Origin of the sequence: Actinocorallia populi (assembly GCF_002995495.1) — a bacterium.
In the GTDB taxonomy this organism is placed as follows: Bacteria; Actinomycetota; Actinomycetes; order Streptosporangiales; family Streptosporangiaceae; genus Actinocorallia; species Actinocorallia populi.
Genome location: NZ_PVZV01000010.1, coordinates 215,773 through 231,008, shown reverse-complemented (window position 1 = coordinate 231,008; position 15,236 = coordinate 215,773). Strand labels below are relative to the sequence as shown.

General features: G+C 72.8%; 12 protein-coding genes, 1 pseudogene and 1 riboswitch. Of the genes and pseudogenes, 6 read left to right on the top strand and 7 right to left on the bottom strand.

What is annotated here, in order from left to right; genetic code table 11:
• Positions 1-16: 16 nt before the first annotated feature.
• A riboswitch (ZMP/ZTP riboswitch) is annotated at positions 17-92 on the top strand.
• 21 nt (positions 93-113) lie between these two features.
• The 4 genes from C2865_RS33960 to C2865_RS33945 all read left to right on the top strand — a co-directional run bounded on the left by C2865_RS33960 (position 114) and on the right by C2865_RS33945 (position 3,137).
• Positions 114-1,379, top strand: a complete 1,266-nt coding sequence (locus tag C2865_RS33960; protein WP_106402812.1) for a serine hydroxymethyltransferase — start codon at positions 114-116, stop codon at positions 1,377-1,379.
• Positions 1,380-1,531: 152 nt separating this feature from the next.
• Complete coding sequence (locus C2865_RS33955) at positions 1,532-2,041, top strand: GNAT family N-acetyltransferase (protein ID WP_106402733.1); 510 nt, start codon at positions 1,532-1,534, stop codon at positions 2,039-2,041.
• Positions 2,042-2,073: 32 nt separating this feature from the next.
• Complete coding sequence (locus tag C2865_RS33950; protein WP_106402732.1) at positions 2,074-2,886, top strand: class I SAM-dependent methyltransferase; 813 nt, start codon at positions 2,074-2,076, stop codon at positions 2,884-2,886.
• Positions 2,883-3,137, top strand: coding sequence for a hypothetical protein (locus tag C2865_RS33945; RefSeq protein WP_106402731.1), 255 nt, complete (start codon positions 2,883-2,885; stop codon positions 3,135-3,137). The genes C2865_RS33950 and C2865_RS33945 overlap by 4 nt, the downstream gene beginning before the upstream one ends.
• A 180-nt stretch (positions 3,138-3,317) precedes the next feature.
• Here C2865_RS33945 and pgl read toward each other — a convergent pair whose 3' ends face one another.
• From pgl to tkt, 6 genes and pseudogenes are all read right to left on the bottom strand, one after another.
• Positions 3,318-4,073, bottom strand: coding sequence for a 6-phosphogluconolactonase (gene pgl, locus C2865_RS33940; protein ID WP_106402730.1), 756 nt, complete (start codon positions 4,071-4,073; stop codon positions 3,318-3,320).
• A gap of 203 nt (positions 4,074-4,276) precedes the next feature.
• Positions 4,277-5,155: pseudogene (gene opcA / locus C2865_RS33935) on the bottom strand (glucose-6-phosphate dehydrogenase assembly protein OpcA); the annotation flags it as partial.
• Between the two features lies 1 nt (position 5,156).
• The gene (gene zwf / locus C2865_RS33930) at positions 5,157-6,704 is read right to left on the bottom strand and encodes a glucose-6-phosphate dehydrogenase (RefSeq protein WP_106402728.1); all 1,548 of its coding nucleotides are present in this window, start codon (positions 6,702-6,704) and stop codon (positions 5,157-5,159) included.
• Between the two features lie 143 nt (positions 6,705-6,847).
• Positions 6,848-8,500 carry a glucose-6-phosphate isomerase gene (locus tag C2865_RS33925; RefSeq protein ID WP_106402727.1) on the bottom strand — a complete coding sequence of 551 codons (1,653 nt, stop codon included), beginning with the start codon at positions 8,498-8,500 and terminating at the stop codon, positions 6,848-6,850.
• Positions 8,497-9,594 carry a transaldolase gene (gene tal, locus C2865_RS33920; protein WP_106402726.1) on the bottom strand — a complete coding sequence of 366 codons (1,098 nt, stop codon included), beginning with the start codon at positions 9,592-9,594 and terminating at the stop codon, positions 8,497-8,499. Before tal ends, C2865_RS33925 begins: the two co-directional genes overlap by 4 nt.
• Positions 9,595-9,597: 3 nt before the next feature.
• Positions 9,598-11,775: a transketolase gene (gene tkt, locus C2865_RS33915; protein ID WP_106402725.1), complete on the bottom strand. Its 2,178-nt coding sequence runs from the start codon at positions 11,773-11,775 to the stop codon at positions 9,598-9,600.
• A 231-nt stretch (positions 11,776-12,006) separates the two neighbouring features.
• Between tkt and C2865_RS33910 the strand changes: the two genes are divergently transcribed.
• Together C2865_RS33910 and C2865_RS33905 are read left to right on the top strand one after the other, a co-directional pair.
• Positions 12,007-12,987 (top strand): heme o synthase, encoded by a 981-nt coding sequence (locus tag C2865_RS33910; RefSeq protein WP_232835950.1) that lies wholly within the window; start codon positions 12,007-12,009, stop codon positions 12,985-12,987.
• 51 nt (positions 12,988-13,038) lie between these two features.
• A complete protein-coding gene (locus C2865_RS33905) occupies positions 13,039-14,229 on the top strand; it encodes a PrsW family intramembrane metalloprotease (RefSeq protein ID WP_106402723.1) in 1,191 nt (396 codons plus the stop codon).
• On the opposite strand, the gene C2865_RS33900 is transcribed toward C2865_RS33905, so the two are convergent.
• Positions 14,226-15,215 carry a COX15/CtaA family protein gene (locus C2865_RS33900; RefSeq protein WP_232835949.1) on the bottom strand — a complete coding sequence of 330 codons (990 nt, stop codon included), beginning with the start codon at positions 15,213-15,215 and terminating at the stop codon, positions 14,226-14,228. The genes C2865_RS33905 and C2865_RS33900 overlap by 4 nt on opposite strands.
• Between the last annotated feature and the right edge of the window lie 21 nt (positions 15,216-15,236).

The window sequence follows — 15,236 nt, the reverse complement described above, 5'->3', positions numbered from 1 at the left end:
CGATCGGCGAAGACAGAAGCGACTGGCGCAGTCAAGGTGGAGCACCACCGGGGAGCGAGATCGAGCGGGCACCGCGCGCCTGGGTGCTGCCGCGCGAACTCGTGGAGAGCGCCATGCACCAGCCCGCCCTGACCCATCTGCACGCCGCGGACCCCGACCTCGCCGCCCTCGTCGAGGGGGAGGCGGCCCGCCAGCACGCCAAGCTCCGGTTGATCGCGTCGGAGAACTACGTCTCCCCGGCGGTCCTGGAGGCCACCGGCTCGGTGCTGACCAACAAGTACTCCGAGGGCTACGCGGGCCGCCGGTACTACGAGGGCCAGCAGTTCGTCGACCCGGTCGAGACCCTGGCCGCCGAGCGGGCCAGGAACCTGTTCGGGGTCGAGCACGCCAACGTCCAGCCCTACTCGGGCTCGCCCGCCAACCTCGCCGTCTACCTGGCGTTCCTGCGGCCCGGCGACACCGTCATGGGCATGGCCCTGCCGATGGGCGGCCACCTCACCCACGGCTGGTCCGTCAGCGCCACCGGCAGGTGGTTCACGCCCGTGCGCTACGGGGTGCGCGCCGACACCGGCCGCGTCGACCTGGACGAGGTGCGCGACCTGGCGCTGAAGGAGCGCCCGAAGATCATCTTCTGCGGCGGCACCGCGATCCCCCGCACCATCGACTACCCGGCCTTCGCCGAGATCGCCCGGGAGGCCGGGGCGGTGCTCGTCGCCGACATCGCGCACCTGGCGGGGCTCATCGCGGGCGGCGCCCACCCCTCCCCGGCCGGCCACGCCGACGTGATCACCACCACCACCCACAAGACCCTGCGCGGCCCGCGCGGCGCGATGATCATGTCGACGGCCGAGCACGCCGCGGCGCTCGACAAGGCGGTCTTCCCCGGCCTGCAGGGCGGCCCGCACAACCACACCACCGCCGCCATCGCCGTGGCGCTGAAGGAGGCGGCCGCCCCGGACTTCGCCGACTACGCACGCCGGGTCGTCGCCAACGCCCGCGCACTGGCCGCGGCGCTGCTGGAGCGCGGTTTCGACCTGGTCTCCGGCGGCACCGACAACCACCTCATCCTCATCGACCTGACGAACAGGGGCGTGGCGGGCAAGCCCGCGGCCCAGGCGCTGGACGCCGCGGGCGTCGAACTGAACCACAACACCGTCCCGTTCGACCCCCGCAAGCCGTTCGACCCGTCGGGCCTGCGGCTGGGCACCGCGGCCATCACCACGCGCGGCCTCACCGGGTCCGACATGCCGCGCGTCGCGGGCTGGATCGACGAAGCGGTCAAGGCACACGGCGACGAGGCGGCGCTCGCGCGGATCGCCGCGGAGATCGCCGCGTTCATGGCCGCCCACCCGATGCCGGGCTGGGCGCCCGCCCCCTGACGCAGGCGGCGCCCGTCCCGCCGGCCCGCGCCGGCGAGACGGGCGTCACGCGACGGAGATCACGGACCGCCCCGCCGCAGGAAACCCCCGCCACACGGCTCTGTAACACGGGCCGGAAACCCTGGAGCCATCAAGCACCGAGGGGGTTTTCCATGGCGGTCCCCGCCGAAGCGCCGGCACCGCAGGACCGGATCACCATACGGCCGCTGCGCGCGTCCGACGGGGTCGCGGTCGATGCGATGCACGACCGCTGCTCGACGGCCAGCCGGCGGATGCGGTACTTCAGCGCCAAACCGCGCCTGTCGCCGCGGGTCTTCGAGCGCTTCCTGGACCGTTCCCGCGGCACGACCCTGGTGGTCGAGGGCGCGCCGGGCGAGGTCGTCGCGCTCGGCCACATGATGCGCGTCGCCGGGCCGGGCGCCGCCGAACTGGCCCTCCTCGTCGAGGACGGCCTGCAGGGCAGGGGACTGGGCCGCGCCCTGGCCGAGCGGATGCTGGACCTGGGCCGCGAGCAGGGCCTGCGGGAACTGCACGCCAGCGTGCTCCACGACAACACCCGCATCCGCAGGCTGCTGACCTCGCTGGGCGGCCGGACCTCCCGCACCGAGGACCCGTCCGTGCTGGAGATCGTCATCGAACTGCGGGAACCGGCGTCCGGGTGACTGGAACGCTCCAGTGCTGAAACGATGGCGGGGTGGCCATCTACGACGATCCGGCAGCCTACGAACTCTCCTGCGCCTTCCGCGACGTGCCCGCCGAGGTGGACGCGCTCCTGCGCTGGTCGGCACGGCACGGACGGGTACCGGAGACCGTCCTGGAACTCGCCGCCGGACCCGCGGAGCACGCCAGGGAGTTCGTCCGGCGCGGCCTGCGCGCCACCGCCCTGGACCTGAGCCCCGCGATGTGCTCCTACGCCGCCGCCGAGGAGCCCCGCCTGACCGTCGTCCAGGCGGACATGACCGACTTCGCACTGGACGAACGCTTCGACCTCGTCGTCACGATGCTCGACAGCACCGCCCACCTGCACACCCTCGACGCGATGGCCGCGCACTTCACCCGCGCCGCCGAGCACCTGGCCGACGGCGGGGTCTACATCCTGGAGATGAGCCACCCGGGCGACCGGCTCGGCCCCGAGCCGTCCACCTCCACCGAGTGGACCGCCGAACGGGACGGCACCACCGCCGAGGTGCGCTGGGGCTCCCTGCAGGACGTGCTGGACCCGCTCACCCAGCTCGTGGACGACCACGTCCTCATCAAGGTCACCGAACCGCCCGCGCGCCCCGGCGGCCCGGCCCGCGTCCGGGTCGTCGAGGGCACCGTGCCCTACCGCTTCTGGACCGCCACCGAACTCCGGGCCGCCGTCCGCGTCGCCGCCGCCGAGCACCCCGGGACGGCTTTGGAGATCGAGGCACAGTACGGCGACTTCTCGGACGTCCCGCCGACGGACCCGGCGGCCTGGCGGCTCATCACCGTCCTGCGCCGCAAGGAGGTATCGTCGCGCCCATGACGCACCCCCAGCGCGCATCCAGGCAGCCCCTGCCCCTGACCGCGGAAGAGGAGGAGCGCTTCGTCCGCGAGATGGTCCCGGTCGTCGCCGCCAGCGTCGGCGCCGGCCGCACCTTCCGGATCAGCGCCGACACCGAGCCCCTCCAGCGCATGTTCCGGGAGATCACCAGCCGCACCTCCCAGGCCATGGGCCGCCCCCTGGCGGGCTACACCAACGGCCGGGAGTTCTGGATCGAGCCCGGCGAGGCCTGAGCCCCGCCGGGCCGCACCCCCGACCGCGTCCGCCGACCACCCCCGGCGGCGTCCGGCACGGCCGTGCGGCGGGATCCGGCACGGTCGCGCGGCGGCGTCTGGCATGGTCGCGTGCCGTCGGATGGCACGGCCGTGCGGTGGTGTTCGGCACGGCCGTGCCGCGGGGCCGGCGGGTGCGGGTCAGGAGGGCAGGGCGGAGGCCGCCTCCCGGTCGAGCAGGTAGAGGGTGGCGCGGCGGCCCCGCGCGGCGGCGACCGGGGCCTCGGCCGGGTCGGCGCCGGCAAGGCCGAGGCGGACGGCTTCGGCCTTGCCCGCGCCCGCCGCGATCACCCACACCTCCTCGGCGGCCCGGATGGCCGGGACGGTGAGGGAGATCCGGGTCGGCGGGGGCTTCGGCGAGCCGTGCACCCCCACCGCCGTGCGCCCGGCCTCGTGCACGGCCTCCTGGCCGGGGAACAGCGAGGCGATGTGGGCGTCGGGGCCCACGCCCAGCATCAGGACGTCGAACGCCGGGACCGCCGGTTCACGGCCCGCCGCCGCGGCGGCGAGCTCGGCGGCGTACCGTGCGGCGGAGGCGTCGGCGTCGTCGCCGTCCGGGCCGTCCGGGCCGCGCATCACGTGGACCCGGGCCGGGTCGACCGGGATCGCGTCCAGCAGCGCCTCGCGCGCGCCCGTCTCGTTGCGCTCGGGGTCGCCCGAGGGCAGGAAGCGCTCGTCCCCCCACCAGAAGTCGACGCGCCCCCAGTCGACGGCGTCCCGCGCGGGGCTGGCGGCCACGGCGGCCAGCGCCGCCAGGCCGGAGCCGCCGCCGGTGAGGACGACCGAGGCGGTCTCCCGCTCGGCCAGCACCTCGACCAGCCGGCTGATCAGCCGTGCCGCCACGCCCGCGGCGAGCAGCTCGGCGTCCGGGTGGACCAGGACCTTGGGTGCGCTCATGAACCCGCCTTCTTCCTGTTCTGCCGCCCCTTGCCCGGCGCGGGGCCCTCCGGCTCGGGTGCGGCGCTCTGCTCCTGCGTGCCGCCCGGCTCGGCGGGCGTGCCGGGAACGGCGGCCTCGGCCGCCTCGCCGGCTCCGGCGGCCTCGGCGGTGACCGCCTGCAGGACCTCCCGCCGGCTCTGCTCCTTCTCGAAGCGCGTCACGGCCTCGTGGTAGACCTCGTCGGGGTCCAGCCGCCGCAGCTCCTCGGCGAGCAGCTCGGCGATCGGCCGGCGCAGCAGCGACACGTACCGGTCGGGCTGGCCGGGCCGCGCCAGCGTGGCCACCCGACCGTCAGGCCGGGTGACGGCCAGCTCGCCCTCGTCGCTGTGCAGCACCACCGCGGTGATGCCGGGCCCCTCGGAGACCCGCCGGTGGGCCGGGATGCCCAGCCTGGTCTCCAGCCAGGCGGCGAGCAGCTCGGCGCTCGGGCTGTCGGCCTCGCCCATCACCTCGGCCGAGCGCAGCGGCGGCGTCGGCTGGTCCAGCGAGGCGGCCATCAGGGTGCGCCACGGGGTCAGCCTGGTCCAGGCGAAGTCGGTGTCGCCGGGGGCGTAGGAGCGGCTGAGCCGGCAGAGCGCCTCCATCCGGTCCAGCGCGGCGTAGGAGTCGGTGACCCGGCGCTGGCCGAGCGCGCCCAGCGGGTCCTCCGCGGGGTCGTCCGGCGGCTGGCCCGGCCACCAGACCACGACCGGCGCGTCCGGCACCAGCAGCGGCACCACCACCGAGTCGGCGTGCTGGGCCAGCGGCCCGTACATGCGCAGCAGCACCGTCTCGCCCGGACCCGTCTCGCCGATGCGGATCTCGGCGTCGAGCCGGGAGGAGCCGCCCCGCGGGTCGCGGGAGATGACGGTCAGGATCCGGCACGGGTGCTCGCGCGCCGCCTCGTTGGCGGCCCGCAGCGAGTCGTACTGCGCCGACTCGTCGGTGACGATCACCAGGGTCAGCACCATCCCCACGGTGGGGCCGCCCATCTGGTGCCTGGCCTGGGTCAGCGCCTCCTGGATGCGTCTGGTGGTGGTCGAGGTGAGATCGATGTTCACGTCAGATCCTCCGCCACGCGCGGCCGTCGCGCTTCATCATCAGGTCGGCGGACTTGGGACCGTAGCCGCCGGACTTGTACTGGTCGGGCCTGCCGCGCGCGGCCCAGAACTCCTCGACCGGGTCGAGGATCTTCCATGACAGCTCGACCTCCTCCTGCCGGGGGAAGAGCGGCGGGTCGCCGATGAGGACGTCCAGGATCAGCCGCTCGTAGGCCTCCGGCGAGGACTCGGTGAACGACTCGCCGTAGGCGAAGTCCATGTTGACGTCCCGCACCTCCATCGAGGTGCCCGGGACCTTGGAGCCGAACCGCACCGTGATGCCCTCGTCCGGCTGCACCCGAAAGACCAGGGCGTTCTGCCCCAGCTCCTCGGTCTCGGTCTGGGAGAACGGCAGGTGCGGCGCCCGCTGGAAGATCATCGCCACCTCGGTGGTGCGGCGGGACAGGCGCTTGCCGGTCCTGAGGTACCACGGCACCCCGGCCCAGCGGCGGGAGTCGATCTCCAGCTTGACCGCGGCGTACGTCTCGGTCGTGGAGGACTCCGGTATGCCGTCCTCCTCCAGGTAGCCGCGCACCTTCACGCCGCCCTGCCAACCCGCCGCGTACTGGCCGCGGGCCGTGCTCAGCGACAGGTCGTCGGGCAGGCGCACCGAGGAGAGCACCTTGGCCTTCTCCGCGCGCACCGCCTCGGCGCTGAAGGACGTCGGCTCCTCCATCGCGGCCAGCGCCAGCAGCTGCAGCAGGTGGTTCTGGATGACGTCGCGGGCCGCGCCGATGCCGTCGTAGTAGCCCGCGCGCCCGCCGATGCCGATGTCCTCGGCCATGGTGATCTGCACGTGGTCGATGTAGGAGCGGTTCCAGACCGGCTCGAACATCGTGTTGGCGAAGCGCAGCGCCAGGATGTTCTGCACCGTCTCCTTGCCGAGGTAGTGGTCGATCCGGAAGATCGACTCCTCGGGGAAGACCCGGTGCACGATGTTGTTGAGCTCCCGGGCGCTGGCCAGGTCGTGGCCGAAGGGCTTCTCGATCACCACCCGGCGCCAGGACGATTCGGAACGTTCCGCCAGCCCGCTGCGCTGCAGCTGCTCCACGACGACGTCGAAGAACTTCGGCGGGATGGACAGGTAGAAGGCGTAGTTGCCGCCCGTGCCGCGGGTCTCGTCGAGTTCCTTCACGGCCATGGCCAGCGCGTCGAACGCGCCGGGGTCGCTGAACTCGCCGGGCACGAAGTGCATGCCCTCCGACAGGTGGTTCCAGACCTCCTCCCGGAAGGGCGTGCGGGCGTTCTGCTTGACCGCCTCGTAGGCGAGCTGGCGGAAGTCCTGGTTCTCCCAGTCCCGGCGGGCGAAGCCCACCAGGGAGAAGCCAGGCGGCAGCAGCCCGCGGTTGGCCAGGTCGTAGATGGCGGGAAGGAGTTTCTTGCGCGAGAGGTCGCCGGTGACCCCGAAGAGGACCAGCACGCTGGGTCCGGCGACGCGGGGCAGTCTCTTGTCACGGGGATCCCGCAGCGGGTTCCCGTCGATCCCGATCAGTTCAGCGGGCGATGGCATGCCCGGTCCCTTTCCTACGAGTCGTTCGACTGGTGGAGCATGGAGCACGGTCTTGGCGGAGGGGATCGACCGGTCTGCCTTCGGAGGCCGGACCGCCCCCCGTCCACTGCTGGACGGAGGACGGCCCGGCCGATGGGTGTTCCTCAGTTTTTCAAGGCGTCTGTCAGTTGCGCGAGTCCTTCGGCCCGGTCGCGCAGGTGGATCCGCACCGCGGGGCGTCCGCGCGAGCGCAGGGCCCGCAGGTCGCCGACCGCCTGGGCCAGCTGCAGCGTGCCGAAGGTGTAGGGGCGGCCCGGCACCGGGACGTCCTGTTCCACCTCGCCGGTGAGCTGCAGGAAGACACCGTTCTGCGGACCCCCCTTGTGGTACTGGCCGGTGGAGTGCAGGAACCGCGGACCCCACCCGAAGGTGACGTGCGCCGTGCCCTGCCGCCCGCGCAGCCGCTCCGCGCGCGTGGCCAGCAGCCCCCGCAGGTCGGCGGCCCCGGCGTCCCGCCCGGTGCGGTCGAGGTAGGCCATCACGGCGAGGTAGCCGCGCGCGGGCACCAGCGCCAGCAGCTCGTCGAGCGCGCCGGACAGGGTGCCGGCCTCGAGCGCGCCGCCCGCGTGGACCTCCACGGCCCCGGCGACCAGGTCGGGCGCTCCGGCCGCCGGCGCGGCGGAGCCCTGCTCCTCCGCGGCCTTCAGCAGGGCGCCCGTGTTGTCCTTGGACTCCTGGACGTTGGGCTGGTCGAAGGGGTTGACGCCCAGCACCCGCCCGGCGACCGCGGTGGCGTACTCCCACAGCAGGAACTGGGCGCCCAGCGGGCCCCGCACCGTGATCGCCGAGGCGTCGTAGGAGCCCAGCACCGCGCCCCGCGCGTCGGGGGAGGGGGCGAAGCCGGGCGCGTCGACGCCCTCCAGCACGACCGGGAGGACTCCCTTGCCCTCCTTGCCGGTGGACTCGGCGATGAGCTGCTCGGCCCAGTCGCCGAACCCCCTGAGCCCCGAGCCCGCGTCGGCCAGCAGCAGCTTGTCGTGCCCGCGGGCCCCGGCCGCGCCGATCGCCGCGCCCAGCGCCAGGCCCGGGTTGTCGTACGGCTGGCGCAGCGCGGGGGACAGCTCGGCGGCCTCGTCCAGCAGCCGCCCCGTGTCGGCCCCGGCCAGGGCCGAGGGCACCAGGCCGAAGGCGCTCAGCGCGCTGTAGCGCCCGCCGACGTCGGGGTCGGCCAGCACGACGTGGTACCCGGCCTGGCGTGCGGTGTTCTCCAGCGGAGAACCCGGATCGGTCACCACCACGAAGCGGCGCTTGAGCGCGTCGCCGGTGATCCCCGCGTCCCGGAAGGCCTGCTCGAAGAGCCGCCGGTGGGCGTCGGTCTCGATGGTGCCGCCGCTCTTGGACGCCACCACCACGACCGTGCGCTCCAGCCGGTCGGCGACGACCCGGCCGACCTGGTGCGGGTCGGTGGTGTCCAGGACGGTCAGCTCCACCCCGGCGGTACCGGTGATCACCTCGGGGGCCAGCGAGGAGCCGCCCATGCCGGCCAGCACGACGTGGTCGAGGCCCTCCGCGCGGTACTCGGCGGCCAGCTCGTTCAGCGGGCCCACCAGCGGCCGCGAGGTGTCGGCCAGGTCCAGCCAGCCCAGGCGCCCGCCGGCCTCGGCGACCGCGTCGGGTCCCCAGAGGCTGGCGTTCTTGGCGGCGAGCGCCCCGGGGACGCCATCGGAGATCAACCTCTGCAGGACGGTCTCGGTCTCCTCGACGGCATCGCCGCGCAAGGTGACCGAGACGCCCGCGGCGGTGACCACTGATGTCACGCCTTGTCCTCCAGTTCGCCCTTCAGGGTGTCGAGGAACTGCTTCCAGGAGGCTTCGAACTTCTCCACGCCCTCGTCCTCCAGGACCCGCACGACGTCGTCGTAGTCGACGCCGGCGTCCCTCAGCGCGGCGAAGAGGGCGTGCGCGTCCGGGTAGGCGCCCGTGACGGTGTCACCGCGGACCTCGGCGTGGTCGGCCGCGGCGTCCAGGGTGGCCTCGGGCAGCGTGTTGACGGTGCCGGGGGCGACCAGCTCGGTCACGTAGAGCGTGTCGGGCAGCTCCGGGTCCTTCACCCCGGTGGAGGCCCACAGCGGGCGCTGCGGGAGCGCTCCGGCCTCGGCCAGCGCCTGCCAGCGGGGGGAGGCGGTCTTCTGCTCGTACAGCTCGTAGGCGAGCCGGGCGTTGGCCAGGCCGGCCTTGCTCTTGAGCTCGGGCCGGCCCAGCTTCTCCAGCCGCTTGTCGATCTCGGTGTCCACGCGGGAGACGAAGAACGACGCCACCGAGGAGATGCGGTGCAGGTCGTGCCCGTTGTCCTTGGCCTGCTCCAGGCCGGCGAAGTAGGCGTCCACGACCTCCCCGTAGCGCTCCAGGGAGAAGATCAGCGTGACGTTGACGCTGATGCCCTCGGCCAGCGCCGCGGTGATCGCGGGCAGGCCCTCCCGGGTGGCCGGGATCTTGATCATCAGGTTGGGGCGGTCGACCTGCCACCACAGGGCCCTGGCCTCGGCGACCGTGGCCTCGGTGGCGCGGGCCAGCCGCGGGTCCACCTCCAGGGACACCCGGCCGTCGACGCCGTCCGTGCGGTCGTAGACCGGGCGCAGCACGTCGCAGGCCCAGCGGATGTCGTAGGTGGTGACGGCGCGGGCCGCCTCCTCGACGTCCACCCCGCGGACCGCCAGGTCGCGCAGCTGGTCGTCGTAGGCGTTGCCCTTGCCGACGGCGTTGGCGAAGATCGTGGGGTTGGAGGTGACCCCGACGACGCCCTTCTCCTCGATGAGCCGTTCGAGGCCGCCCGAACGAAGGCGCTCCCGGCTGACGTCGTCGAGCCAGATGGACACGCCCTCCCGGGAGAGCTTCCTCAGATTCTCAGTCATGCGTTATCCCTTGGCCTTGATGAGGCTGGACCGCGCGGCGGCCGCCACGTGGTCGGGGGTGAGCCCGAACTCCTTGTAGAGGGTCTGGTAGTCGGCGGAGGCGCCGAAGTGCTCGAGGCTGACCGACTCGCCCGCGTCGCCGACGAACTGGCGCCAGCCGAGCGCGATGCCGGCCTCGACCGAGACCCGGGCGCGCACGGCGGGCGGCAGGACCTCGTCCTTGTAGGACTGCTCCTGGTCGGCGAACCACTCCACGCACGGCATGGAGACCACCCGGGTCGGGGTGCCCTCGGCCTCCAGGGCCTCGCGGGCGGCGAGCGCGATCTCCACCTCGGAGCCGGTCGCGATGAGGATCACCTCGGGGGTGCCGTCGCCGGCCTCGGCCAGCACGTAGCCGCCCTTGGCGACGCCCTCGGCGGAGGCGTACCTGTCGCGGTCGAAGACCGGCAGCTTCTGGCGGGTCAGCGCCAGGCCGGCCGGGCGGCCGGTGTTCTCCAGCACGGTGCGCCAGGCGACGGCCGTCTCGTTGGCGTCCGCGGGGCGGACCACGTCCAGGCCCGGGATGGCGCGCAGCGCCCACAGGTGCTCGACCGGCTGGTGGGTCGGGCCGTCCTCGCCCAGGCCGATGGAGTCGTGCGTCCACACGAAGACGACCGGCAGCTCCATCAGCGCGGCCAGCCGCACGGCCGGGCGCATGTAGTCGGAGAACACCAGGAAGGTGGCGCCGTAGGGGCGGGTGCCGCCGTGCAGGGCGATGCCGTTGAGGATCGCGCCCATGGCGTGCTCGCGCACCCCGAAGTGCAGGGTGCGGCCGTACGGGCCGCCCTTCCACATGTCGGTCTGGAACTCCGCCGGGATGAAGGACTGCTCGCCCTTGATCGTGGTGTTGTTGGACTCGGCCAGGTCGGCCGAACCGCCCCACAGCTCCGGCAGGACCGGGCCGACGGCGTTCAGGACCTCGCCGGACGCGGCGCGGGTGGCCATGTCCTTGCCCGCGGGGAAGACCGGCAGCTTGGCGGTCCAGCCCTCGGGCAGCTCGCGCGCGGCCATGCGGTCGTACTCGGCGGCGCGCTCGGGATCGGCCTGCCGCCAGGCGGCGTAGCCCTTGTCCCACTCGGCGCGCAGCTCGCGGCCGCGGTCGACGACCTTGCGGGCGTGCTCCAGCACCTGCGGGTCGACCGCGAAGGAGGCCTCGGGGTCCATGCCCAGGATCTTCTTGGTGGCGGCGACCTCGTCGGCGCCCAGCGCCGAGCCGTGGATCTTGCCGGTGTTCTTCTTCTTCGGCGCCGGCCAGCCGATGACCGTGCGCAGCGCCACGAAGGAGGGCCGGCCGGTCTCCGACTTGGCGGCCTGCAGGACGGCGTGCAGCCGCTCGACGTCCTCGACGTAGTCGCCGGTCTTCAGCCAGTCGACGCGGTGCACGTCCCAGCCGTAGGACTCGTAGCGGGCGATGACGTCCTCGGACATCGCGATCTGGGTGTCGTCCTCGATCGAGATGCGGTTGTCGTCCCAGATCGCCACGAGGTTGCCCAGGCGCTGGTGGCCGGCGATCGCGGCGGCCTCGTGGTTGATGCCCTCCTGGACGTCGCCGTCGGAGCAGACGACCCAGATGGTGTGGTCGAAGGGGGAGGCGCCGGCGGGCGCGTCGGGGTCGAACAGGCCGCGTTCGCGGCGGGCGGCCATGGCCATGCCGACGGCGTTGGCGAAGCCCTGGCCCAGCGGCCCGGTGGTGGTCTCCACGCCCTCGGTGAAGCCGTGCTCGGGGTGGCCCGGGGTCTTGCTGCCCCAGGTGCGCAGGGCCTTGAGGTCGTCCAGGCTCAGGCCGTAGCCCGACAGGTACAGCTGGATGTAGAGGGTGAGGCTGGAGTGCCCGCAGGAGAGCACGAACCGGTCGCGGCCGGGCCAGGCCGGGTCCGCGGGGTCGTGCTTCATCACCTTGTTGAAGAGCAGGTACGCGGCCGGGGCGAGGCTCATGGCGGTTCCCGGGTGCCCGGAACCCACTTTCTCGACGGCGTCCATCGCGAGGGCGCGAACGGTGTCCACGGCCCGGTTGTCCAGCTCGGACCAGTCAAGGTGGTTGATATCGGTAGTCACCGGAACGCTCAGGTCCTTCCAAGATCTTGGGATGTCAGGTCGACCACGCCCGTGCCCCGGGGCGGTGATCTCTCCGAGCCTACTCATTATGACGCCCGGAAGGATTGGTCTAAACCATTGGGCTCTTTACCCAGAACACAGGGCACATGCCCGATGATTCCCTGCCTAACCCTGCGCCGGTTCCCCGGCGGGAGGGAGAGCACAGGTGAAACACCGCACCCGGTGGCGGGTACCCCCCAGGTCGGGACTACAGTGATGGCGCGGCCGCAAGGGGCGTCCGCGGCATTCAGATTTCCCTCACCAGAAGGCTTCCCAGTTGTGACGGTGCTCAGTAACCGGCTCGGCGGCACGACCGGTGTCGAGCTCGAAGCGGATCCGCCCGCCGCCCTCCTCGCGGACGACGGCCAGGCCCGTACGCTCGGTGCCAAGATCAAGGCCTATGTGGCCCTGACCAAGCCGCGGGTCATCGAACTTCTGCTGATCACCACGCTACCGGTGATGTTCCTGGCCGCCAAGGGTGTTCCCGACCTCGGACTCGTGCTGTTCACCCTGCTGTGGGGGACGATGTCGGCGGGCAGCGCCAACGCCGTCAACTGCTTCATCGACCGCGACATCGACGCCAAGATGCGCCGCACCCGCCGCCGCCCCCTGGCCCGCCACCAGGTCAGCCCCCGCGCCGCCCTGGTGTTCGGCGCGGCCCTGGGCGTGATCTCCACGGCCGGGTTCCTGCTCACGGTCAACGCCCTGGCCGCGGCCCTGTCGGTCGGCGCCATCCTCTTCTACGTCTTCGTCTACTCGCTGCTGCTCAAGCGGCGCACGAAGCAGAACGTGGTGTGGGGCGGCATCGCCGGCTGCATGCCCGTCCTCATCGGCTGGTCCGCCGTCACCGGCTCCCTGGCCTGGGCCCCGTTCGTGCTGTTCGGCGTGGTCTTCCTGTGGACGCCGCCGCACACCTGGACGCTGGCCATGCGCTACCGCGAGGACTACGCGCTCGCCGGCATCCCCATGCTGCCCGTGGTGGCGGGGGAGAAGCGGGTCGTGGTGGAGAGCCTCGTCTACACCTGGGCCACCGTCCTGTGCTCGCTGCTGCTGTGGCCCGTGGCGGATCTCACCCCGGTCTACGGCGCGGTCGCGCTGCTGCTGGGCGCGGTCTTCCTGCTCGAGGGACACCGCCTGCTGGCGCGGGTCAACCGCGGCCTGAGCGGTGCCCTGCTGCGGCCGATGCGCTTCTTCCACCTGTCGAACACCTATCTGGCCTTGCTGTTCACCGCGGTGGCGGTCGACTTCCTCTTCCAGTGACCGCGCGTCCCGGGCTTAACGCCCCGGCGCGCGCTCGACTACGCTCGCCGCATGACCTCCCTTGATCCGCAGGCCGTCCTGGCGGGCCGTACGCCCGGCCGGCCTTCGATCAAGCTGATGGTCGGCATGGTCGTCACCTCGTTGTGCGCGCTGACGGCCCTGGTCGTGTTCGCCCTGCTGGGAGGCGGCGCGAACTTCGCCGTCTGCGTGGGCCTGGCGGTCCTTCCGGTGCCCATCATGGTCGCGGCGGTGCTGCTGCTGGACCGGCTGGAACCCGAACCGGCCAGGGATCTGGTCTTCGCCTTCCTGTGGGGGGCGGGCGTGGCCGTGCTGGGCGCGCTCGTCCTCAACACGCTGGGCCTGAAGTACGTCACCGAGCCGGTCTTCGGCGAGCAGGGCAGGTTCTGGACCACGGTGGTGGGCGCGCCCGTGGTGGAGGAGGCCCTCAAGGGCGCCGTGCTGTTCGTCCTGCTGTGGTTCCGCCGCAACGAGATCGACGGCGTCACCGACGGGTTCGTCTACGCGGCCATGGTCGCCCTGGGCTTCGCGATGATGGAGAACGTCTCCTATTACCTGCAGGCCCTGGACGGCGGCGGCACCCAGCGGCTGGAGGCGGTGTTCGTCCTGCGGGGCGTCGTCGCGCCCTTCTGCCACCCGCTGTTCACCGCGATGACGGGCCTGGGCGTGGCGTACGCGGCCAACCGGCGCACCGGCCGGGTCGCCGCGCTGGTGCTGGGCCTGCTGGCGTCCATGCTGCTGCACGCGCTGTGGAACGCCGGCACCCAGATGGGTGTCGGCGGGCTCGCGGCCATCTACGTGCTGAACTTCGCCATCCTAGTCGGGCTGCTCACCCTGGTCTTCCTGGAGCGCCGGGCGCTGGTCCGCCAGATCGGCCAGTACCTGCCGGGCTACCTGCGGACCGGCCTGGTCTCGCCGCAGGACATCGTGATGCTCGGCCAGATGCCGCTGCGCCGCGAGGCCCGCCGCTGGGCGCGCTCCATCGGCGGCAAGGGCGCGGCCCGCGCGATGAGCGACTACCAGCTCGCCGCCACCGAGCTGGTCCTGCTGCACCGGCGCATGGACAACGGGGTGATCGACGTCCCGTTCTTCGCCCGCCGCCGCGGCGAGCTGCTGCGGCTGATGGTGGTGGCCCGCCAGGCGCTGGCCATGAGCCGCATCCAGGCGGGCCCGGAGGCCCCGCCCCCCTGGGGCCCCTCCGGTTTCGCCCCGCCGCCCGGCTAGGCCGTCCGGACGGCCGGGGCGGGGGCCGTCGCGGAACCCTCCGCGACGGGCCGGACGCGTCCGGCGTACAGGAGGTTCAGGGTGGCGATCCACAGCAGGGTCGAGCCGAGCACGTGGGCGGCGACCAGGAGCTCGGGCACGCCGAGGAAGTACTGCACGTAGCCGATGAGGCCCTGCAGCAGGATCGTGCCCAGCAGCACGTATCCGGCCCTGCGGACGCCGGCGGGCGCGCCGGTCCTGCGGTGCAGGACGAGCAGCGCCACGGTCAGGACGACCGTCGCCCAGGCCAGGAGCGAGTGGGCCCGGGTGATGTCCACGATCGGGAAGGGCAGGCGGGTGGCCTCGGCGTCGCCCGCGTGCGGCCCGGAGCCGGTGACGAAGGTGCCGACGACGAGGACGGCGACGACCACCCAGACCAGCGCGAGGGTGAGCCGGTGCACCAGGGGCGCGACCAGCCGTTCGACGGGCCCGTCGCCTTCGCCCGCGCGCACGTACAGCAGGAGCGCCACGAAGATCAGCGCGATGGAGAACAGGTAGTGCGGGGAGACCATGGTCGGGTGCAGCTTGGTCAGGACGGTGAGCCCGCCCACCCCGGCCTGGACGACGACGCCGATCGGCTGCCACAGCGCGAGCCTGGTCAGCTCCGGGCGGCCGGGCGAGAGCCTGCGGGCCGCGATGTAGACGGCGAACGCGACGGCCAGCACCAGGAAGGTCAGGGTGCGGTTGCCGAACTCGATGGCCATGTTGACCGGCGAGTGCTCGGGCGAGGCGTGCGGCAGCAGGCTGTCGCCGGTGCACTTGGGCCAGGTCGGGCAGCCCAGGCCCGACTTGGTGAGCCGGACGGCCCCGCCGGTGAGCACGATCCCGGCGTTCACGATCACGCCCAGCAGGGCGAGGAACCGCAGCGAGCCGGGGGTGGGATTCCAGACGGCCTCCCTGGCCTTGAACAGCAGGGAGGTCTTGTTCTCAGGGGTCGTCACAGCCACGGCCTCATCGTAGGACCGCCC

Coding starts and splice junctions, on each gene's coding strand:
- C2865_RS33960 (WP_106402812.1), top strand. CDS start 114: ATGCACCAGCCCGCCCTGACCCATCTGCACGCCGCGGACCCCGACCTC.
- C2865_RS33955 (WP_106402733.1), top strand. CDS start 1,532: ATGGCGGTCCCCGCCGAAGCGCCGGCACCGCAGGACCGGATCACCATA.
- C2865_RS33945 (WP_106402731.1), top strand. CDS start 2,883: ATGACGCACCCCCAGCGCGCATCCAGGCAGCCCCTGCCCCTGACCGCG.
- pgl (WP_106402730.1), bottom strand. CDS start 4,073: ATGAGCGCACCCAAGGTCCTGGTCCACCCGGACGCCGAGCTGCTCGCC.
- zwf (WP_106402728.1), bottom strand. CDS start 6,704: ATGCCATCGCCCGCTGAACTGATCGGGATCGACGGGAACCCGCTGCGG.
- tal (WP_106402726.1), bottom strand. CDS start 9,594: ATGACTGAGAATCTGAGGAAGCTCTCCCGGGAGGGCGTGTCCATCTGG.
- tkt (WP_106402725.1), bottom strand. CDS start 11,775: ATGAGTAGGCTCGGAGAGATCACCGCCCCGGGGCACGGGCGTGGTCGA.
- C2865_RS33905 (WP_106402723.1), top strand. CDS start 13,039: ATGACCTCCCTTGATCCGCAGGCCGTCCTGGCGGGCCGTACGCCCGGC.